We start from the raw sequence: 20,365 nt of genomic DNA, 5'->3' as shown, positions 1-20,365 counted from the left end.
AATCTGTGAATCGTGCTGCTTTCATTTACCCTTTCAATTACAATGAGGGTACAACTGTACCTTACAAAAAACCCCGAAAACGACCTGTTTTCGGGGTTTTTGCTTTTTTTTGTGGAGACGGAGGGATTTGAACCCTCGTCCAGTCCAGGAAACCGTCGTGCTTTCTACATGCTTAGGTACGCTTAGGGTTGTCGGGAATCGGCCCGGTGTGTACCAGACCAAGCTTCATCCGTAGGTGCTTGTTTCTCACTCGGCCGTTAACACCATAAACCGAGCCAGCGCTGCGAGTCGATGCCTCCTGATCCAGCCAGCAGCACGTAGGCCGGGGAGACAATGGCTATTGCTTAATCCTCCGGATTAGGCAGCCATGGCGTAATTATATTCGCCAGTTATTGTTTTGACGATTTGTTAGGGCGGGAAATTCCGTCAACTCCCGACATGCTTACACGCGACCTCAACAAGCTGTCAATTCCGGTCGTCCCCAGGTTGACACGTATCCGTATGAGTGGGCGTGTCCCCTGTTAACTCCAATTGATACGTTTTGGTTCAATGAGAACGTAGTATACGATTTTTTAGTGGAAGCCAATTCCGTAAACTTATTGGAGCAGAATTAGTTATCCGAGCATAAATCCTCTTTATGTCTGGCCATGACCTTTACACCTTTTGAAATAAACCTATACCAGCATCTGACGCCGTTCTTTGAAGCGCATCAGTTTACCTGGCTGCCCGAAAAAAAACAGTATCGACGCCAGACCGATATCGGTTTCCAGAACGTACTGTTATCTCCGGTCTTTCACGGAAACGAAACCGTTCTGGATGTGCACGTAGGCTGCCGGAATGAACAGGTTGAGCAGATTGCCCAGCAATTTCTCAATAACCTGATCGACCTGCGCGCCGATGCCAACACGTTGCTTGTCTCTATTGGTAAATTCAACGGATTTCAGTACGTCCGTTACTGCATTCATTCAGACGAAGAACTACGCGCGAATTGTCGGCATATCGAGGAGTTTTTTCAGGCTTCTGGTTTCAATTTTTTAACCGAATCCTGTTCTTTACCTATCCTCGACCGATTACTGAATGAGCAGCCGGGCCAGCCATGCCAGTACGTATACAATCAAACCCATCGTTGCTACAAAGGTCTGATTACCGCCCGCCTGAATCACAACGCCCATTTCGACGGGCTGGTCGATAGTTATCGTCATCTCCTGATCCGCCAGACGCAAAACCCCTACGAACAGGTGTATTTCGAGCGGCTCATCGCTTACCTTTATCACTACTCCGCAAATTGAGCTTGTCTATATGAAGGATGATGTAGGGCAGCACATCCTGTATCATATTCCATACATCCTACTTCATAGTTAATATTGGCTTTGCGGTCTCTATTTCCGGGACTATCTTTGCAGCAGGAAACAACGACAAATCACCATTTTCTTGTGGTCGATCTGTTTCCATTGACTGGTTGATACCTATTATTGCATTCATGAAACCACTTCATATTCGCCTGACCACGCTGACACTTTTGGTGTTGACAACGGCTTTGTTTCGCATTTTGCCGCACTGGTACAATTTTACACCTGTGGCCGCTTTAGCCCTGTTTGGTGCTGCTACGTTCGAACGGAAGTGGCTGGGGCTGGTGGCTCCGCTGGTAGCCATGTTCCTGAGCGACGTAGTGATTGGCTTCCACGGCAATATGGAGGCCGTATACATCAGTTTTGTTGTTACGTGGCTACTTGGGCTTTGGGCGCTACGTCGGCCTACGGTATGGAAAGTAGCAGCCGCTTCGCTGACGTCTTCCCTCCTATTCTTTCTGATTACTAATTTCGCCGTCTGGTACGGTAGCGCTTACTATCCGCAAACGCTTGCTGGTCTGATGGGCTGCTACGTTGCCGGAATGGCGTTTTACAATGGTACGTCCTTTTTCCTGAATGGAATTCTGGGCGACCTGTTTTTCAGCGGTTTATTATTTGGCTGCTATTACCTGCTTCAGCAACGCTTCACGGTGCTACGTCCCGTACACGCCTGAAACCAATAGTTTCTCACAATAAGAAAGCACAATCAGACCGGTTGTGCTTTCTTATTTTCAGTTGAAGCGTTATAGGGTTGTAAAGTTGTAAGATTATAGAGTTAATTACCTCACAGACAGTGTCCTGGCGTCAGCTAACTTTATAACTTTACAATTCTACAACCCTGCAACTTTACAACCCTATAACCATCTGTTTCCATGCGTCGGCGAAAATTTCTGATCGAAAGTAGTCGGGCGGCTGGCCTGATTCCACTGGCTGGTTGGCTGAAGGCGAGTCCGTTTGACTACAAATCCAGAACCAGCACGGATTCGATGATTGCCGATTTAAAAAAGCTCATTCCCCGACTCATGCGGGAAACCATCGTTCCTGGTCTGTCGATTGCGCTCGTCGAGGACGGAGAATTGCGCTGGCAGCAGGGTTTTGGGGTTAGAAATGCCCGTTCGAAAGAGCCGGTTACGCCCGATACAGTCTTTGAGGCCGCTTCGGTCAGCAAAACAGTTTTTGCGTATGCGGTTCTGAAACTTTGCGAAAAGGGGGTTATAAAGCTCGATACGCCACTCTCCCAGTACGCTCCGAAACCGTTTGTGACAGGCGATCTACAACTGAAATTAATTTCTGCCCGGCATGTGCTGTCCCATACGACGGGTTTGCAAAATATCCGGACGGAGGATGAGCCGCTAAAAATCCATTTCAAACCGGGAACACAATTTCTTTATTCGGGGGAAGGCTATTATTACCTGCAATCGGTAATAGCACATTTGATGGGCAGGGAAGACAGGACGAACTGTTCTCAGTATGAAGCTGGCCTTAAAGTCTGCGCCACAGATTTTGATACGTTTATGAAGCGGGGCGTTCTGCAACCGTTTGGCATGAAATCCAGCAGTTATCTCTGGAACGATACGTTAACAAAGAATCTGGCTCATCCTCATGATATTACAGGAAAACTACTACCCAAAACAAGGCCAATAAAACCCGACGTAGCACGCTATGGATCGATGGGTGGGCTACTCACTACCTGTTCGGATTACGCCCATTTTTTGCTCGAAGTCCTTGCTCCCAAACCGAGCGATACGTTCCGGCTCACGAAGACGTATCACGACGAAATGCTACGTCCGCAAATTAAACTGAAGGCAGACGAGAAGATAGATGGTGCCGATGCCTGGGCGTTAGGCTGGGCCATCCAACAGCGAAAAACCGGCGCTGTTATTCTACACTCCGGCGGCCAGTCGGGTTTTCGCTCCCTGACAATGGGATCGGTGAACCGGCAATCGGGTTTTGTAGTGCTGACCAATGGCGATAATGGCGGCAAAGTCATTTTCCACCCTGAATTTGCAACTGTTCTGAATCCATTACTTATTGGCTAGTACTGAATAGTAATAACATACGTTACACTTTGTTGATTACCATCCATTCTTCATTCGTTTAATCGACAGATAAACTGTTTCCCCGTTTAGCGAATAGAATTTGTAAACGTCGACGTTTTCCCCCATTTGGTCGATAATATTTGGCGCTTTCAGAGAATACATCTACTATTGTATCACTTCGCTACAATAGTAAATACTAGACTTTTACAGTAAAATATTTATTCTGTTGGCTTCAACGTCTGACCAATCTATCTGATTTTTACCCCTTGTTACACCTATGATTACCCGAAATTCGTACGCGTGGCTTTCGCGCCCCCTCCGTTACGTATTCCGCGCCGGACTGGCTGTTGGCTTAACGGCATTTATCGGCCAGGACGAGCCACCCAAACCCGACGAAAGCCGCTTTACGCCGGTAGTCGTTGCCGACGATTTGGACGAGCCGATGGCTTTTGAGGTACTGAAAGATGGTACTGTTTATATCGCCGAGCGGAAAGGTGCTTTTCGAAAATATGACCCTGTCACCAAAACGACTGATCTGATCGCCAACATTCCGGTCAATACCAAATACGTCAGTGCGGAAGGTGTATCCCGGGAAGCTGAGGAAGGTTTAATGGGACTCTCGCTGGACCCTAACTTCGATAAGAACCACTGGGTTTACTTGTATTACGCGCACCCCACAGAAAAGAAACACCTGCTGACCCGCTGGGTATTGCAGAATGATAAGTTGGTGCAGGGTTCCGAAAAAGTGATGCTGGAAGTAGGCACTCAGCGTGAGGTATGCTGCCACACAGGCGGAGGTATGACCTGGGATCGGGCGGGTAATCTTTACCTGACCGTCGGTAACAACACCGGTAATCAGCAGGCGGCCCAGACCGACGAACGCCCCGGACGTAGCAGTTGGGACGATCAGGGACACGCCGGGAACACCAACGACCTACGTGGTAAGATACTACGTATCCACCCCGAAGCCGATGGTACGTATACCGTTCCCGATGGAAACCTGTTCCCGAAAGGCACTGCAAAAACTCGTCCTGAAATTTACAGCATGGGGCACCGTAACCCCTGGCGCATTTCCATCGATAGCAAAACGGGCTACATCTATTGGGGCGAAGTTGGCCCCGACGCCAGCGAAGATTCTGAAATTGGCCCTCGTGGCTACGACGAAATGAATCAGGCCCGCAAACCGGGTAACTTCGGCTGGCCGTGGTTTGTTGGCAACGATCAGGCTTTCCCGGTTTTTGACTATGGGAACAACAAACCACTGGAGAAAAAGGACCCGAAGAAAACCATCAATTTGTCGCCCAATAATACGGGTCTGACCGAGTTGCCGCCGGTAGCTCCCTCGTTCATTTATTATCCCTACGGTATTTCTGAAAAATTCCCGTTGGTGGGTTCGGGGGCACGTAGCGCAACGGGTGGACCAATTTACCACCAGTCGGATTTTAAAAACGCAAAGCGTCCCTGGCCGGCGTATTACGAGAACAAGTGGATTGCCACCGATTTTTCGCGCGGTTGGATCATGGCCATCACTATGAACGAGCAGGGCGATTACGTATCGATGGAGCGCGTTTTGCCAAGTTATCACCCTGTCGAGCCAATCGACATGAAATTTGGTCCCGACGGCGATATGTACGTATTGGAATACGGCAGTAACTGGTTCCGCAAAAGCGACAACTCCAGACTGGTACGTATCGAGTACAACGGCGGTAATCGTAAACCTAACGTTCAGGCGTCAGCCAGCACGACGGGTGGTACGGTGCCGTTCCAGGCTACGTTGTCGGCCGATGGCACGAAGGATTATGACGGCGATGCGCTGAAATACCAATGGAAAATCTCGTCGGCTGGTGTGGCTCCCCGCGTGTTCAACACCGCCAATCCGAACGTACCGTTTGCCAGGGCCGGTGTTTATACCGCTACGTTGACCGTAACTGACCCGCAGGGTGCCAGCAACAGTAAATCGATACGTATCGTAGCTGGTAATGAGCCCCCTAAAGTGGATATCAACCTGGCAAGTAATAAAACGTTCTTCTTCCCCAACCAGCCGATTCAATACGCTGTTCAGGTAGCTGATAAGGAAGATGGAAGCCTCTCGTCGGGAAAAATTGCTCCCGCCCGCGTAGCGATGAGTATCGATTATACGTCGGAAGGTTTCGATCTGGCCGAAGTAACGCAGGGGCAACGAAGCGTCGATGCGTCAACCCAATATGCTGTAGCGCAGGCGTTGATCACGCAAAGCGACTGTAAAGTGTGCCATCAGGTTTCGACCAAATCAGTCGGGCCGTCGTTTGTCGACATTGCGGGTAAATACAAAGGCGATGGCGGGATTTCTGATAAACTCATTAAAAAAGTACGTAACGGTGGCGTCGGTGTCTGGGGCGACGTAGCAATGCCTGCTCACCCCGCCATGTCGGTTGCCGACGCGGGCACGATCATCAATTACATCCTGCACGTAACGGATAAAACATTCAGTACGTTGCCCACTGAAGGAACCTTCACTCCGAAAATTCCGGAGGGCGATAATGGTCGCGGTTCGGTCATCATCCGGGCGGCCTACACCGATCGGGGTAATTCGGGCAGTGCGGTGAAAAATATTCCAACACAAACGACCGAGAAGACCATTGTGCTACGTAGTCCTCAACTGAACGCTTCTGAGGCAAGCATCGTGAAGGGTGCCGAATTGAAAGGTCAGGGCATGGGTCGGGGGATCAACGTAATACCACGTACCAACGATTACATCGCCTTTAAGCAAATCGACCTCACCGGAATCAAGCAATTGGAGCTGGCGGCACAGGCGCAGAAGCGGGAAGGCAGCGTAGGCGGCACCATCGAAATCCGGCTGGATTCGCCTACGGGTGACTTGATCGGCGAAACCAACGTAGCGGTTACTGAACGTCGCATGGGTGGTGCTCCGGCCACAGCAACTGCCATTCAGAACGCGGGGGGCGTAACTACGTCTCCGACCTCTACGTCGACCGTAGCAAGTAATACGTCTACCCCAACGCCACCAGCTACACCAGCGGCCAGTACTACGTCGGCGCCAGCCAGCCAAACTACGGCTGCAGCACCGGCTGGCGGTGGTTTCACATTCCGTGGCCCAACTCCGCTCAAGGCCGATCTGAAAGCAGTGAATGGCGTTCATGATGTGTACTTTGTCTTCAAAAATAATAAGGCCCGCGACATCGAGCCCCTGCTCTCGCTGTCGACCATTACGTTCAATGATGTGAAGAAATAAAGTAGCAGAGGGTAAAGGGGTAAGGGCACGGGGCTGGTCATTCACGCATAGTCCTTTGCCCTTACCCCCACGCCCTCTGCAATAAACAAGAACATGACATCACGAAGAGACTTTCTCAAAAAATCAGGGCTAGCAATTGGTGGCTTAACTATTGCTTCCTATGCCTCCGCCGAAAATCTGTGGGTACCAACGGCTACGCGCCCTATTGGCCTTCAGTTATTTACGCTTTTCCGGCAGATGAACGAAGACCCGAAAGCTAGGCTGGAAAAAGTGGCTGCTATCGGCTACAAGGAAATTGAATCGGCGTTCAGCACACGGGGCGGCTATTATGGCTATAAGCCAAAAGAGTTTAAACAATTGGTCGAGGATTTGGGCATGCATTGGCGTGCACACCATGCGATGGGAGCGCCTTTCCGCCCCCGTCCTACCCCTCCGGCCGCCCAACCGGGCAGCGCCAATCCGGGGCAAGCACCAGCCGGTGCCCAGCGGCCGAGTATGGATTTTTCGAAAATGCCGCCGATGATGAGCCTACGCGATAACTACCAGCAATTGGTGGATGATGCCGCCGAAGGTGGGCTTACGTATCTGGTCTGCGCCAGCACGCCCGTGGCCACGGTAGACGAAATCAACAAATCCATCGAGGTATTTCAGAAAACGGGCGAAGCCTGCAAAAAAGCAAAAGTCGGGTTTGCTTATCACAATCATGCTACCGAATTCGATCCTGTCGAAGGCGGTAAAACGCCGTATGAATTGATACTATCGCAAACCGATAAAGAGCTGGTGAAGATGGAGTTAGACTTGGCCTGGGCTACCAAAGCGGGTAAAGATCCGGTTGCACTGTTCAAGGAACACCCTGGTCGGTTCCCGCTCTGGCATACGAAAGACATTAAGCAGGACCTGAAAACGCTTACCGAAGTGGGCAACGGCGTGGTCGATTTTAAAAAGGCATTCGCAGCTGCCGACATTGCCGGGATGAAGTATTTCTTCGTCGAACAGGACATGGCTCCATCCATCGACAGCGTGCAGACGAGCTACCAGAACCTGAGCAAAATTCTGGTTTAACGTAGTACTTTACTACGTAGCAAAGGGCTGAATATGGGGCTACTTCCGTATTCAGCCCTTTTTTCTTTTCAGCAAGAAGCCTTTCAGAATAATGCCCCTCAAGTAGCTGGTATCTAATTGGTTAACGTAGCGAAAATTCAGTTAGTATGCAAAAAAGGTCAATGCGAAAATATATTTTCCTACGTGATTTTTGTACAAAAACCATTGATACATTTGGCGATGTTACGTTCTAATGATCGCCTTTTATGATTCCGGAAAACAAACATTCAGCCGTAAGTAAAGCACTGCAAACTGCTTTTGGGGTAACCGAATGGGATAGCATTCAGCAAATGACGAAAGGGCTTTCCGAAGCACTGGTTTTTAAGCTCGTAATACGTAGTAATCCTTATCTGCTACGGGTTGTCGTTCGGGACGATACCCGGGATAAGCCAATCCACTATTTTGGTTCAATGCAGGCGGCTGCTGAGGCAGGCATCGCGCCGGCTATCCACTATTTGAGTAGTGATGATGGAGTTTCCATTACTGATTTTATCGTAGAAAAACCGTTTTCTTTTACCGAAGCCATTCCCAAGATGGCCGATATAATTCGGCAGGTGCATGAATTACCTAAATTCTCGCATCGGGTTAACTACGTTGACGTCGTCGATACGTTTCTGCAACGATTACAGGCAACCGGTATTCTTCCGGAAAGCTTGATAAACGAGCTTCTGGCTTCCTACGAACGTATCATAAAAGTTTACCCACGTAACGATTCGGAAAATTTCGTCTCGTGCCACAATGACCTGAAGCCCGACAACATTATTTTCGATGGTGATCGCCCCTGGCTTGTCGATTGGGAAGCGGCCTTTTTGAATGATCGCTACGTTGATCTGGCTGCTATGGGCAATTTTATCGTCCGTAGCGAACAGGATGAAACTGATTTTCTGAGAAGCTATTTTGGCCAAGAGGCCACTGATTATCAACGAGCCAGGTTCTTGTTCATGAGCCAGATCGTCCACGTGTTCTGTTTTGCGCTATGTGTACTCTTAAGCACTGGAGGTAAATCAATTTCAGAAAAGACCGTAGAGGAGATGGAAAAGCTTGATTTCAGAGACTTTCATGATCAACTGTGGAATTGCGAAATCAGTCTGGAGAGCAGTGAAGCGAAACGTCAATATGCCTGGGTGCATCTACAGCAATTTCTACGTAACGTACAGTCGAAGCGTTTTGATGAATCACTTGCTGTCCTTTCTCAGTCAAGCCTGGCAAACTGAATTCTAGCCTAAGTAATAGTATCGGCTACCCGCATCGAATAGTAGAGCATCTCGATTTCCGGCTTTTCAGCAAAACCTCAATTGATTCCATCCCGAACCCTATGCAACTAAATCGTAGAAATTTCCTCCAGCAATTGGGCTTCGGCGCGGCTGGTCTTATCGTTGCCTCGTCACTGCCAGCTACGGGCATTATGCTCCCGTACAAAACTGGAAAACTGCCCCGTAACCTCCCTGAAACACAGGGTGTTATGCCAGGAGGACTGCTCGATTTTGTGAATACCGTCGAATCGAGTAAACTTAATGTCCACAGTCTGATGGTCGTTCGGCATGGGCAGGTGGTGGCCGAAGGCTGGTGGGCTCCCTACGCGCCCCAGTTCAAACATACATTGTACTCGCTCAGCAAAAGTTTTACGTCAACGGCGGTCGGGATGGCAGTTGCGGAAAAACGATTGACGGTGGAAGATAAGGTGGTGAAATTTTTCCCGAACGACGTACCGGCTACCATCAGCGCAAATCTGGCGGCCATGCGCGTGAAAGATTTATTAACCATGTCGACCGGCCATGATAAGGACACGACACCAGCTCTCCGAGATGCGACCGATACCAGTTGGGTAAAAACATTCCTGGCGCAACCTGTTGACCATGAGCCGGGTACACATTTCATTTACAACAGCGGTGCTACGTATATGTTGTCGGCCATTGTGCAGAAACTGACGGGGCAGCCGATTCTTTCGTACTTAAAACCGCGTCTGTTCGGGCCGCTGGGCATCGAAGGCGAAGATTGGGAAGTATCGCCACAAGGTATCAATACGGGTGGCTGGGGCCTGCGGGTTCGCACGGAAGACATCGCCAAATTTGGGCAGCTTTACCTGCAAAAAGGCGTCTGGAACGGAAAACGGCTGATTGATGAAGCCTGGATCAACGACGCTACCCGCTTTGAAGTACAGTCGGGTGGTGGCGGAAATCGACCCAAAGAAAATAACGACTGGCAACAGGGCTACGGCTACCAGTTCTGGCGGTGCCGCAACGATGCTTACCGGGGTGATGGGGCTTTCGGCCAATACTGTATCGTGCTTCCCAAAGAAGACGCCGTTATTGCGATGACCTCTGAAACCGCCGATATGGGTGCGATTCTGGATGCCGTCTGGAAACATATTCTGCCCGCGCTACGTGGTACGGGTGATAAGGGCACACAAGCTGCACTGACGAAGAAACTCACTACGTTGGCCTTCGCTCCTCCTGCCATGGGATCGACCTCGCCGATGGCCGCCCAGATTAGTGGAAAAACATTTAACCTCGCTGACAACAGCTTACAGGCCAAATCCGTTACGTTAACTTTTGGCAAAGACGGCTGTATTTTCAAACTGCGTGACAATCGGGGCGACCATCAGGTGACCTGCGGCATCAACCGCTGGACCGAGGGCAGTACTACGTTCCCCACCCTCCCCCTCCGCATAACCAATACGTTGATCCCCGGCGAAAACAACACTACGGTGGCGGGAAGCGGCACGTGGCAGGACGCCAATACGTTCGTGATGATGTGGCGATTTATTGAAACCGCTCATTATGATACTGTTACGTGCAAATTCGACGGCAACAGTGTGCAGGTAGAATTCCAGAAAAGCCTGACCAAAATAAGCACAGCCAAAGACCAGCGACCTGTATTGACTGGGAAAGTAATGGCGTAGCGTAAGCCTTACCAAGTCGTTTAAATGGCCTGTGAAATACTTTTTAACCGAAGTACTTCACAGGCCATTTTTTGCAACTAAAAATTTGCGTAGTCAAATAACTACACGTATGTTTGTAGTCAAATGACTACACAATGAACTTACGACGAGACGTATTCCAGGCCATAGCCGACCCCACAAGGCGAGCTATCCTGCTGCTGGTTGCTACGCAAGCGATGACTGCCGGTGCCATCGCGGCCAACTTCGACACCGCCCGGCCAACGGTTTCAAAGCATTTACAAATACTCACCGAGTGCGAGTTGCTGAAACAGGAGCAAAACGGTAGGGAAATGTACTATCACATCAATGCCCTAAAAATGAAAGAAGTCGCCGATTTCATTGAGCCATTTCGCCAGATGTGGGACGACCGATTCAATAAACTGGAAGCCATCATGAAAAACTATCAATCCAAACAATAAAACATCATGGAACAAAAAACAAAAGTCCATGCTGAAAATGGCAAGCAGGAATTGCTGATAACCAGGGAGTTCGACTTGCCCTTAGGCCTGCTCTTTAAAGCGTACATTGAACCTGACATTGTGGAGCAATGGATGGGAACGAAAGTGCTGAAGCTGGAAAATAAAAAGCACGGCGGTTATCAATTTGAAACAACCGATCCCAGGGGGAATAAACACGGGTTCAATGGAACAATCCATGAGTTTGTCCCGAATCAGAAAATCACGCGGACATTTGAAATGGAAAATACGCCCTTTGGCGTCCAGCTTGAGTTTCTGGAGTTTGAGTCGCTCACCGACGATACCAGCAAACTTACCATGCATATCGTCTATAAATCAGCCGCGCTCAGAGACCAGGTAATGCAATTGCCCTTTGCGAAAGGTATCAACATGGCCCACAATCGATTGCAGGACGTAGTAAACATCCTAACGTATCATGACAAAGCGCAATAAAATCATCTATTGGGTAGCTACCCTTTGGCTTTCTTTGGGGATGCTGTCGACCGGCGTAGTCCAGTTATTGACCATGAAGGAGGGTCAGGGCGGCCTCGATATGCTCACGCATGCGGGTTATCCAGCGTATTTGCTAAACTTGCTGGGCATCTGCAAAATTCTGGGCGTGGTAGCCGTGCTCATTCCTAAATTTCCTTTACTAAAAGAATGGGCGTATGCCGGTTTCTTCTTTATGATGTCTGGAGCGATATTTTCACATATCGCATCGGGTGACCCAATCCCTGAAATCCTGCCTGCCTTGCTTCTACTGGCGCTTACCATCGTATCCTGGTATTTCCGCCCCGATACTAGAAAACTAGTTTTCCTTAATTAAACAACAAATAAAATGAATACTGAAAATCAATTATCGAGCGAACAACAGAAAGAACTTCTCAACGTATTGAAAGCTCGTTTTGACAAAAACATGAACCGTCATTCCGGTCTTGACTGGGCTGAAGTTCAGGCAAAACTGGAAGCAAATCCAGGTAAACTATGGTCGCTTAACGAAATGGAAAATACGGGTGGTGAACCAGACGTAGTAGGTCAGGATACCAGGACGGGCGAATACATTTTTTACGATTGTTCACCGGAAACACCTAAAGGCCGCCGGAGCATTTGTTACGACCGCGAAGCGCTGGAATCGAGGAAAGAAAATAAACCGGGAAACAGCGCCGTTGGGATGGCAACCGATATGGGTATTGAGCTGTTGACGGAAGAAGAATATCGTGAGTTACAGAAACTTGGAAAGTTCGACGCGAAAACGTCGAGCTGGATACAAACGCCTTCGGCAATTCGAAAACTTGGCGGTGCGCTCTACTGCGATTATCGCTACGACACTATTTTTCTGTATCACAACGGGGCCGAATCGTACTACGGTGTCAGGGGGTTCCGTGGCTCACTTAGAGTTTAAATTGTCTAGTCGGCCCCGACAGACTCTGCCTGTCGGGGCCGACACTTTTCATTTACAGCAGTTTATCCAGCGTAATAGGCAACGTCCTGATCCGTTTGCCGGTGGCGTGAAAAACGGCGTTGGCAATGGCCGCCGGTACCGCTACCAGCCCGATCTCCCCTACTCCTTTCACGCCCAATGGATTCACGATGTCGTCGTTCTCTTCCACGAAAATCACATCGAGATCCTGAATGTCGGCGTTGACTGCTACGTGGTATTCGGCCAGGTTGTGATTCATGATTCGGCCGAATTGGTGATCCATTACGCTTTCTTCTTCCAGCGCCTTGCTGATCCCCCACACCATGCCACCAATGATCTGGCTACGTGCCGTTTTTGGATTCAGAATCTTCCCGGCGGCAATGGCACTTACCAATCGCGTTACGCGAACCGTACCAAAATCTTCATCAACTTCTACCTCCGCAAAGGCCGCTGAATGAGTCGCACGGGCGTATTTTCGCTGCTTGAACAGATTTGGTAATGCCGACGACGTTTCCCGCACAGCCGCCCCACCGTTGGCATCGACAACAGCCTGTAAGGAAACGGAAACCGACGTATCGTTTTTCAACTGAATCGCTTTATCAGCAAATACTACGTCAGTAAACGTGGCTTTGGCAAAGGGCGAATTGGGCATTTTACGGGCGATTTTGAAGAGTTTTTTAGCCAAATCATCGCAAACCGTTTTCACCGCCGTTCCAACCGTAGCGGCTGTCCAGGAGCCTCCTTCGATGGGCGCGGCTGGCATATCACTATCACCGAGTTTAAATAGTACGTCTTCAATTGGCATTCCGAGCGTGTCGGCGGCAATCTGCGTCATGATGGTGTACGTACCGGTCCCAATATCGGCGGTGGCGCTGCTTACGCGCAGTTTTCCATTCACCATCAGCACGGCTTCGGCACGAGCTGGCATGTGAAATGCGTCCCAGATTCCGGTAGCCATTCCCCAGCCAATGAGCGTACCTCCCCGGCGCATGGAGCGGGGTTCCGGCTTCCTCTTTACCCAACCAAATCGTTCGGCCCCCTGCCGAAAACACTCCCGCAATTCTTTACTGGAGTAGGGCAGATCGGCAATCTGATCGCGCTCGGTATAGTTCATCAGTCGGAATTCAACCGGATCAATACCTGCATTAAATGCCAGCTCGTCAACGGCACATTCGAGCACAGAGACGCCCGTAACGCCACCCGGCGCCCGCATGTCCATGGGCGTTGCTACGTCCAGATGCACCAATTTGTGGTCAAGTTTGTAATTTTCAACCGGATATAGCATCGCTCCCCAATTGGCGATCACTTCAGTATAATCCTCATACTGAGACGTTTCAGAAACGACACCGTGATAGAGAGCCGTCATTTTTCCATCGGCCGATGCGCCCAGCGCCACCGTCTGCACGTTAGCCGGCCGATATCCTAACGAAAACATTTGCTGGCGTGTCAGCGTAACCCGCACTGAACGTTTCAGTTCGCGAGCGGCCATCACGGCCATAAACAACTGATACTGAGGGCGTAATCCAGACCCAAAGGCACCACCAACATAGGGGGAAATTACACGAATGTCTTTAAACGGAATATCGAACACCTGCGATACGTACAGAATACTGTTCGTTACGCCCTGAGTTTTGTCGTAGATCGTGTAGCGCCCGCCCGATTTATGCCGCCCTTTTTCATACACCACCGTACTGGCGAACATTTCCATCGGGTTATGATGCTCCATACTATGCATGTATTCGCCAGTCATCTGCACCGGAGATGCACTGAAGGATTCTTCGAAATTACCACGTGGTTTTGGCGGACCAGGCTTAAACAACGTAGTAAGACCCACGGAAGGTTTACGCGCCTTATGTCGATTCGTCTCTACTGCGGTTTCATGTTTATCTTCCTCATACTCAATTTCTACCAGTGAAGCCGCGTAGCGGGCCATTTCGAACGTATCGGCAACGACCAGTGCAATGGGTTGTGCGTTATACACAATATTTGCATCACGTAACGGTCGGAATGGCGAACCTGGGGGCGCATCCTGGTCTTTATACTTCATGTCGAACCAGGCGATTTTAGGCCGGTTCTCGTGCGTAAATACTTTTACAACGCCGGGCAGGTTCAGGGCAGCCTGCGTGTCGATACGTTTGATTTTCCCTTTCGTGATGGCACTATTCACTACGTAGCCATAAAGCAGATCCGGTACGTCGAACTCGGCTGCGTATTTAGCTTTTCCGGTCACTTTATCGTAGCCGTCGACGCGGCTCAGGGGTTTTCCAACGTACTGCGTCATAACGAATTAAGATTTGTGGCCTCCGTCAGTGCTCTCACGATAGCCCGTTTAGCCAGTTCTATTTTAAACGTATTGTGCCCGAAACCTTGAGCCCCTTCCAGCATGGCGTCGGCTGCCTGCTGAAAAACTCCCTTAGAAGGTACTTTATCGATCAGTATAGCTTCTACGTCTAGCCGTCGCCAGGGCTTATGTGCCACACCACCCAGGGTAATTCGGGCTTCAGCGATACGTCCATTTTCCAGTTCCAGCGCTGCCGCAACCGACACCAGCGCAAACGCGTAGGAAGTGCGATCGCGCAGTTTGATATATGCGTAATGGTCGGGGAAACCACGCGCGGGTAAGTCAATGGCCGTTATGAGTTCATCATCCTGAAGGGTATTATCAATATGGGGTGTATTGCCCGGCAAACGGTGAAATTCGGCAAACGGAATGCTACGTTCCCCGTAAGGCCCTGTTACGTTCACAACGGCTTCAAGCGCAGCCAGTGCCACGCACATATCCGACGGATGCGTAGCGATGCAGTGAATATCCTGATTAGTATCCCGAGTCCCTAAAATGGCGTGAATCCGGTTGTATCCCTCAATGGCCGAGCAGCCGGAGCCAGGTTCCCGCTTGTTACAGGGCGTTGCTACGTCGTAGAAATAATAGCAGCGAGTCCGTTGCATCAGATTGCCACCATCGGTCGCCATATTCCGCAGTTGGGGCGACGCCCCTGCCAGAATCGCCTTTGACAGCAACGGGTAGCGTTCGGCTATTTTGGGGTGATAAGCCGTGTCGGCATTGGTCATGAGGGCGCCCAACCGGATACCACCATTTTCCATTTCGTCGACGGTAGCCAGCGGTAAGTGCGTTATATCGATCAGGCGCGAAGGGCGCTCCACATTTTCCTTCATCAGGTCAATGATGTTCGTTCCGCCAGCAATGAATTTGGCAGTATGTTCCGAAGCGCGTTCGCGTACGGCATTGCTGACGCCCTCGGCTCTTGTGTAAGCAAATGGGTTCATAACGTATCAGGTTGCGGGTGCATAACAGACTGAATGGCCGTAACAATATTTGGGTAAGCCCCACAGCGACAGATATTTCCGCTCATCAGTTCACGAACATCATCCGCTGTTTTCGCGTGTCCTTCGTGCATCATTCCGATAGCCGAACAAATTTGCCCTGGCGTACAGTACCCGCACTGAAAAGCATCGTGCTCGATAAAGGCCTGCTGCATCGGATGCAGATCACTACGTTCCGACGTAGCACCCCCTTCTGACTGCACGATTCCTTCGATAGTTGTAATCGATTTTCCTTCCTGCATAATGGCCAGCGTCAGGCAGGAGTTGATACGTTTACCGTCGACCAGAACTGTGCAGGCTCCACACTGGCCGTGATCGCAACCTTTTTTGGTTCCGGTCAGATGCATGTATTCACGTAGCGCGTCGAGCAGCGAGGTCCAGGGGGCCAGTTGCAGTTCTCGTTCGCTCCCGTTGACGGTCAACCTGACGGAGTGGGTTGCGGGTAACAACGGCGTTTTTTTGGATATAAGAGGGGCTTCCGTAGTAAGGTTCATAACGTTCGGAATAAGTCTATTGCATCTTTATACTGTCCGAACTGGTTCCCACGCGTATTGTTCAGAAAAGTAAACCAGTGGAACTTATCTCACTTTTTAGGTACCAGAATGGGCTCTATCAACCCCAGGCAGTAACAAGTTTTCCTCAACGTAGTTATCTCAGTGGATTGGGATTGCTTCAGGCATTCTGACAAATCTTATACACCATGGCAAACCTATTTACGCGGATATATCGGAATCTATTCGCCAATTCAATACCTATGCCGACCGAAACAACGAAGAAGAACAAGGTTAAAGAGGGTTTTTTCCCCAACCTGTGGACAGTTCTCAAAGATGCATTTAGTGGGTTTCAGGATGATCGCTGCCTGAAATTAAGCGCGGCTTTAGCCTATTATACCGTGTTTTCGCTGGCTCCGCTGCTGGTACTCATTATTTCATTATTCAGTATTTTCTTCGGCGAAGAAGCCATTCGCGGGCAAATTTTTTCGCAGATCAATGGACTGGTAGGCAACGAAGCCGCCAAACAGATTCAGGAAATGATTAAAAACGTTGAACTGTCGGGCAAAACCAATACAGCCTTGATTATCGGTATTGTCACGTTACTGGTTGGCGCTAGTAGTCTGTTTGTCGAAATTCAGGATTCGATCAACCTAATCTGGCGCGTGAAGCCGAAGCCCAAACGGGGCTGGGTGAAGTTGTTGAAAGACCGGTTACTGTCCTCTTCGCTAATAGTAAGTTTAGGCTTTCTGCTACTGGTTTCGCTTATTGTTAATGGAATTGTCGCTGCTCTGAGCGATTATTTGGTCCGCTTTATCCCGGGTCTTGGGGTTTATATTATTATGGCCATTAATTTTTCAATCAGTACAGTAGTGATTGCCGTCCTGTTTGCCGTTATTTTCAAGGTATTACCCGACGCTAAGATTTCCTGGAAAGATGTGCGCTGGGGAGCTATTTTTACGGCCCTATTATTTATGCTGGGGCAATACATAATTGGGTTGTACATCGAAACCACCAGTACCAGTTCAGCGTATGGAGCTGCTGGCTCACTGATCGTGATTCTAACCTGGATTTATTACACCGCAGCCATTCTTTATTTCGGAGCGGAATTTACCCTGGCTTATGCCAACCATTTTGGGGTTAAAATTGAACCGGCTGATTATGCAGTGTACGTCGAACAAACTGAACAGGAACGGGATGTTACCCATATTCCGACGGCGAAAAAAGTAGAAGAAGCTAAAAAGTAACGTAGTGTTTTTAACGGCAAAGAGCGCTGAGGTAAGCGCAAAAGTTTGCCGAGATAACTTAGCGAACCTTTGCGCTTACCTCAGCGCTCTTTGCCGTTAAAAACGATTTTAAGGCCTTTTACTCGCGTCAAGCACTACGTGTCGGACGCGCTGACGTTTCCAGGTGTACGTTACGTGTATAAGCCCGTCTTCGGTCTGAATAACAGCTGGATATGAGTATTCACCGGGTTCGTTTTCGAGAACGGCCAGCGTTTTCCAGGTTTTGCCGTCGCTGGAGATTGCTACGTCGAGTGGCGTACGTGGCCCATTTTTGTTCCCTGTCCTTGTGGTTGGATTATACACCAGCACTTGTCGGCCATCTTTCAACGTAACAGCGTCGGTGCCTGAATTAGGATTAGGTAGCTCGGTTTTTTCCAGTTTAGACCAGGTTTTACCGCCATCTTTCGACCAGCTTTCCTGAATAAAACCCAGTTTCTGGCTCCGGCAAAGTATCTGCAATTGGCCGTTCGGGTGGAACAATACACTCGGCTGGATGGCTCCGTCGGTAACGCCGTCGTTGATGGCTGGTGTTCGGGTCCAGGTTTTACCCCAGTCGCTGGTCATCTCGAAATGCACCCGCCAGTTATTATCTTCCGAACTGGTTGGACACAGCAATACGCCGGAGGGCAACAGGACTGGTTTATTTTTGATTGGCCCCAAAATACCATCTGGCAGTTTCTCAGCCGCCGACCAGGTTTTACCATTATCCTTCGAGCGCTTCAACAATCCCCACCAGGTCGATGGACTCGGCCCAACTTTGTAGAATAGTATCAATTCGCCTTTTGGAACCTGAAACAGAACTGGATTCCAGCAAGGCAATCGTTTGCCATCGGGTTGTACGCCATTGGCTACCTCTACGGGAGTTGTCCAGTTGGTTTTCGTGCGGCTGCTAACCCATATACCAACATCCGGATGGCGTTCTTCTGTACCACCAAACCAGGCTGCTACAATTCCCTGTGGCGTCTCGGCCAGCGTCGATGCGTGGCATTCGGGGAAAGGAGCTTGTTCATAAATAAATTCGCGCTGACGAACAGCCGGGTTATCTGACTGCGCCAGAACTTTTGGCGTAAACGTAAACAATGTCGCCAGAACAAGTAGCCAATGTTTTTTCATGTAAACTTGTAAAAAGTGAAGGAAAGCCGAATAAATGATTAATCCATGTGAAAGACCCGTTCCAGACGTATCACCACTGGCGAATTATCTGGATACGTATCCATCAGGTCAGCCATGTAGGCCCACCATTTCTGCATAATGGCCTGTTCGGGCAACGTATCGGCCGTGTGGTCGGGGGTTCGCTTCTGAACGGCAAAGAGCGTTCCGGTAGCACGATCCAGAAAAATGGAGTAATCCCGGATACCTGCCTTCGTAAGCAAGGCAGACAACTCAGGCCATATTTCATCATGACGGCGCAGGTATTCAGCCTCAACGCCGGGTTTAAGTTTCATTGTAAAAGCAATCTCTTCCATATAAAAGATTGATTCGGGTTCCTGTTCTTTAGTTAGTATACGTTGAATCTGGAATTAGTACTATCGTTTCAGCTTATACAATTCCGTTCCAGCCAACAGAAAACAACCGAGGCCGTAATCCTCAAAATCAGGTTTGCTGTCGAACGTAACAGGCTGGCCATCTTTAGGCTCTTTGCCTGTTCCCTGAACGTAGCCCAGAAATCCATTGTCATGAACTGCGTCTTTCACCATGGCATTCCAGGCTTTCGTGATGATGGGGCGATACGTTTTCCCATCCAGCAGGCCGTGGTTGATCCCCCAGACCATGCCGTAGACAAAAAGCGCCGTACCGGAAAGCTCTTTACCACCAAAATTCGTCGGGTCATGCAAACTCGCGTTCCAGAAGCCATCCGGCCGTTGAAGAGCGGGTAAGGCACGTATCATTTCCAGATACGTTTTCTCATATTCTTCCCGATGCGGGGCATTCTTCGGCAAAATTTCCAGCACACGTACCAGCGCAGCTACCACCCAGCCGTTCCCCCGCGACCAGTAACAATCCTGACCGTTGGGTTCTTTATACGGTGGCACAAAATCCTTATCGCGCCACCACAGGTGATCTTCGGAATTGTAGAGACCGTTGCCGCCGTGTTTGGTTTTCGAGTAATTGTAAATCTGATACATCTTCTCGAAATAGGCGTTGGCACTTTCGCTACGTTCCTTTTCTAACGTACCAAGTTTGGCAAATACCGGCATTGCCATTTGCAGCGCATCGATCCAGTTCCAGTCGTCTATTTTGTCGCTCCTGACCATCGCATCGATTGACGCTTTGATGGCCTCGATACGTTCCGGCTTAGTGCGACCGGCAGCCTGATCGATCAGGTACAAATCGATGTAGGTTTGCCCACAGCACTGATCATCGGCGTTACGTGTGTTGGGGCCGCTACGTAGTCCCCAATGGTGTTTTTCGCCCCAATCGACGGCATAATCGTAATACGATTTTTGTTTGTCGATTCCGTACAAAGCCATCAGCCCTTCGTAATAAACGGCCCGCGTCCAGATGTTACTGGGGCGTGTTTTGTTGGTTACGATTTCCTTACCAGGATCGGGCCAGGCTTGCATGAAATAGGTATTGGCCAGCCTCATCTTAGCCAGAATCTCGGTTTTATCAGGAAGTTTCTGCGCCTGCCCGGATAACGTAGTGAACCAAATTAGTACGAAAGCTGGACGTAGTAAAGAACTGAGATTCATTTGGGCAAACTGTCAG

Annotated in this window: 18 protein-coding genes and 1 other RNA gene; 12 read left to right on the top strand and 7 right to left on the bottom strand. The window is 49.6% G+C overall.

Annotation, left to right across the window (positions count from 1 at the left end; translation table 11 throughout):
- Positions 1-109: 109 nt before the first annotated feature.
- Positions 110-483: a transfer-messenger RNA gene (gene ssrA / locus IC229_RS12935) on the bottom strand.
- 164 nt (positions 484-647) lie between these two features.
- Here ssrA and IC229_RS12930 point away from each other — a divergent pair.
- The 11 genes from IC229_RS12930 (at position 648) to IC229_RS12880 (ending at position 12,519) form a co-directional block, all read left to right on the top strand.
- Positions 648-1,289, top strand: a complete 642-nt coding sequence (locus IC229_RS12930; protein WP_190887403.1) for a hypothetical protein — start codon at positions 648-650, stop codon at positions 1,287-1,289.
- A 191-nt stretch (positions 1,290-1,480) separates the two neighbouring features.
- Positions 1,481-2,023, top strand: coding sequence for a DUF6580 family putative transport protein (locus tag IC229_RS12925; protein ID WP_190887402.1), 543 nt, complete (start codon positions 1,481-1,483; stop codon positions 2,021-2,023).
- Positions 2,024-2,221: 198 nt separating this feature from the next.
- Positions 2,222-3,388: a serine hydrolase domain-containing protein gene (locus tag IC229_RS12920; protein WP_190887401.1), complete on the top strand. Its 1,167-nt coding sequence runs from the start codon at positions 2,222-2,224 to the stop codon at positions 3,386-3,388.
- Between the two features lie 277 nt (positions 3,389-3,665).
- The gene (locus tag IC229_RS12915) at positions 3,666-6,620 is read left to right on the top strand and encodes a PQQ-dependent sugar dehydrogenase (RefSeq protein WP_190887400.1); all 2,955 of its coding nucleotides are present in this window, start codon (positions 3,666-3,668) and stop codon (positions 6,618-6,620) included.
- A gap of 93 nt (positions 6,621-6,713) precedes the next feature.
- Complete coding sequence (locus IC229_RS12910; protein WP_190887399.1) at positions 6,714-7,682, top strand: sugar phosphate isomerase/epimerase family protein; 969 nt, start codon at positions 6,714-6,716, stop codon at positions 7,680-7,682.
- Between the two features lie 245 nt (positions 7,683-7,927).
- Positions 7,928-8,935, top strand: coding sequence for a phosphotransferase family protein (locus IC229_RS12905; RefSeq protein WP_190887398.1), 1,008 nt, complete (start codon positions 7,928-7,930; stop codon positions 8,933-8,935).
- A 101-nt stretch (positions 8,936-9,036) separates the two neighbouring features.
- Complete coding sequence (locus IC229_RS12900; RefSeq protein ID WP_190887397.1) at positions 9,037-10,623, top strand: serine hydrolase domain-containing protein; 1,587 nt, start codon at positions 9,037-9,039, stop codon at positions 10,621-10,623.
- A gap of 134 nt (positions 10,624-10,757) precedes the next feature.
- Complete coding sequence (locus IC229_RS12895) at positions 10,758-11,081, top strand: ArsR/SmtB family transcription factor (protein ID WP_190887396.1); 324 nt, start codon at positions 10,758-10,760, stop codon at positions 11,079-11,081.
- Positions 11,082-11,087: 6 nt separating this feature from the next.
- On the top strand, positions 11,088-11,570 hold the full coding sequence (locus IC229_RS12890) for an SRPBCC domain-containing protein (RefSeq protein WP_190887395.1): 483 nt from the start codon (positions 11,088-11,090) through the stop codon (positions 11,568-11,570).
- Complete coding sequence (locus IC229_RS12885) at positions 11,554-11,943, top strand: DoxX family protein (protein ID WP_190887394.1); 390 nt, start codon at positions 11,554-11,556, stop codon at positions 11,941-11,943. Before IC229_RS12890 ends, IC229_RS12885 begins: the two co-directional genes overlap by 17 nt.
- A 12-nt stretch (positions 11,944-11,955) precedes the next feature.
- On the top strand, positions 11,956-12,519 hold the full coding sequence (locus tag IC229_RS12880; RefSeq protein ID WP_190887393.1) for a DUF4256 domain-containing protein: 564 nt from the start codon (positions 11,956-11,958) through the stop codon (positions 12,517-12,519).
- A gap of 52 nt (positions 12,520-12,571) precedes the next feature.
- Here the strand turns inward: IC229_RS12880 and IC229_RS12875 are convergent, their stop codons facing one another.
- The 3 genes from IC229_RS12875 to IC229_RS12865 are packed head-to-tail and all read right to left on the bottom strand — an operon-like array spanning position 12,572 to position 16,373.
- A complete protein-coding gene (locus IC229_RS12875; protein WP_190887392.1) occupies positions 12,572-14,818 on the bottom strand; it encodes a xanthine dehydrogenase family protein molybdopterin-binding subunit in 2,247 nt (748 codons plus the stop codon).
- A complete protein-coding gene (locus IC229_RS12870; protein WP_190887391.1) occupies positions 14,815-15,822 on the bottom strand; it encodes an FAD binding domain-containing protein in 1,008 nt (335 codons plus the stop codon). Before IC229_RS12870 ends, IC229_RS12875 begins: the two co-directional genes overlap by 4 nt.
- A complete protein-coding gene (locus IC229_RS12865) occupies positions 15,819-16,373 on the bottom strand; it encodes a (2Fe-2S)-binding protein (protein ID WP_190887390.1) in 555 nt (184 codons plus the stop codon). Before IC229_RS12865 ends, IC229_RS12870 begins: the two co-directional genes overlap by 4 nt.
- A gap of 260 nt (positions 16,374-16,633) precedes the next feature.
- On the opposite strand from IC229_RS12865, the gene IC229_RS12860 reads away from it, so the two are divergent.
- A complete protein-coding gene (locus IC229_RS12860; protein WP_223833983.1) occupies positions 16,634-17,617 on the top strand; it encodes a YihY/virulence factor BrkB family protein in 984 nt (327 codons plus the stop codon).
- Positions 17,618-17,725: 108 nt separating this feature from the next.
- Here the strand turns inward: IC229_RS12860 and IC229_RS12855 are convergent, their stop codons facing one another.
- From IC229_RS12855 to IC229_RS12845, 3 genes are read right to left on the bottom strand one after another with little or no spacing between them, the layout of a single operon-like run.
- A complete protein-coding gene (locus tag IC229_RS12855; RefSeq protein ID WP_190887388.1) occupies positions 17,726-18,769 on the bottom strand; it encodes a sialidase family protein in 1,044 nt (347 codons plus the stop codon).
- A gap of 38 nt (positions 18,770-18,807) precedes the next feature.
- Positions 18,808-19,122 carry an L-rhamnose mutarotase gene (gene rhaM / locus IC229_RS12850; protein WP_190887387.1) on the bottom strand — a complete coding sequence of 105 codons (315 nt, stop codon included), beginning with the start codon at positions 19,120-19,122 and terminating at the stop codon, positions 18,808-18,810.
- Positions 19,123-19,182: 60 nt separating this feature from the next.
- Entirely contained in the window at positions 19,183-20,349 is a 1,167-nt protein-coding gene (locus IC229_RS12845) for a glycoside hydrolase family 88/105 protein (protein ID WP_190887386.1), read from the bottom strand.
- Positions 20,350-20,365: the final 16 nt, after the last annotated feature.

The organism is Spirosoma profusum, from assembly GCF_014699005.1.
GTDB classification, from domain to species: Bacteria; Bacteroidota; Bacteroidia; order Cytophagales; family Spirosomataceae; genus Spirosoma; species Spirosoma profusum.
Note: the sequence above shows the minus strand (reverse complement) of the source record. Positions and strands in the feature narration are given on the sequence as shown.

What these genes read in the sequence shown, in the direction of transcription:
- rhaM (WP_190887387.1), bottom strand. Translation starts at nt 19,122, where the DNA reads ATGGAAGAGATTGCTTTTACAATGAAACTTAAACCCGGCGTTGAGGCT.
- IC229_RS12845 (WP_190887386.1), bottom strand. Translation starts at nt 20,349, where the DNA reads ATGAATCTCAGTTCTTTACTACGTCCAGCTTTCGTACTAATTTGGTTC.
- IC229_RS12925 (WP_190887402.1), top strand. Translation starts at nt 1,481, where the DNA reads ATGAAACCACTTCATATTCGCCTGACCACGCTGACACTTTTGGTGTTG.
- IC229_RS12875 (WP_190887392.1), bottom strand. Translation starts at nt 14,818, where the DNA reads ATGACGCAGTACGTTGGAAAACCCCTGAGCCGCGTCGACGGCTACGAT.
- IC229_RS12890 (WP_190887395.1), top strand. Translation starts at nt 11,088, where the DNA reads ATGGAACAAAAAACAAAAGTCCATGCTGAAAATGGCAAGCAGGAATTG.
- IC229_RS12930 (WP_190887403.1), top strand. Translation starts at nt 648, where the DNA reads ATGACCTTTACACCTTTTGAAATAAACCTATACCAGCATCTGACGCCG.
- IC229_RS12915 (WP_190887400.1), top strand. Translation starts at nt 3,666, where the DNA reads ATGATTACCCGAAATTCGTACGCGTGGCTTTCGCGCCCCCTCCGTTAC.
- IC229_RS12910 (WP_190887399.1), top strand. Translation starts at nt 6,714, where the DNA reads ATGACATCACGAAGAGACTTTCTCAAAAAATCAGGGCTAGCAATTGGT.
- IC229_RS12880 (WP_190887393.1), top strand. Translation starts at nt 11,956, where the DNA reads ATGAATACTGAAAATCAATTATCGAGCGAACAACAGAAAGAACTTCTC.
- IC229_RS12855 (WP_190887388.1), bottom strand. Translation starts at nt 18,769, where the DNA reads ATGAAAAAACATTGGCTACTTGTTCTGGCGACATTGTTTACGTTTACG.
- IC229_RS12870 (WP_190887391.1), bottom strand. Translation starts at nt 15,822, where the DNA reads ATGAACCCATTTGCTTACACAAGAGCCGAGGGCGTCAGCAATGCCGTA.
- IC229_RS12860 (WP_223833983.1), top strand. Translation starts at nt 16,634, where the DNA reads ATGCCGACCGAAACAACGAAGAAGAACAAGGTTAAAGAGGGTTTTTTC.
- IC229_RS12865 (WP_190887390.1), bottom strand. Translation starts at nt 16,373, where the DNA reads ATGAACCTTACTACGGAAGCCCCTCTTATATCCAAAAAAACGCCGTTG.
- IC229_RS12900 (WP_190887397.1), top strand. Translation starts at nt 9,037, where the DNA reads ATGCAACTAAATCGTAGAAATTTCCTCCAGCAATTGGGCTTCGGCGCG.
- IC229_RS12920 (WP_190887401.1), top strand. Translation starts at nt 2,222, where the DNA reads ATGCGTCGGCGAAAATTTCTGATCGAAAGTAGTCGGGCGGCTGGCCTG.
- IC229_RS12885 (WP_190887394.1), top strand. Translation starts at nt 11,554, where the DNA reads ATGACAAAGCGCAATAAAATCATCTATTGGGTAGCTACCCTTTGGCTT.
- IC229_RS12905 (WP_190887398.1), top strand. Translation starts at nt 7,928, where the DNA reads ATGATTCCGGAAAACAAACATTCAGCCGTAAGTAAAGCACTGCAAACT.
- IC229_RS12895 (WP_190887396.1), top strand. Translation starts at nt 10,758, where the DNA reads ATGAACTTACGACGAGACGTATTCCAGGCCATAGCCGACCCCACAAGG.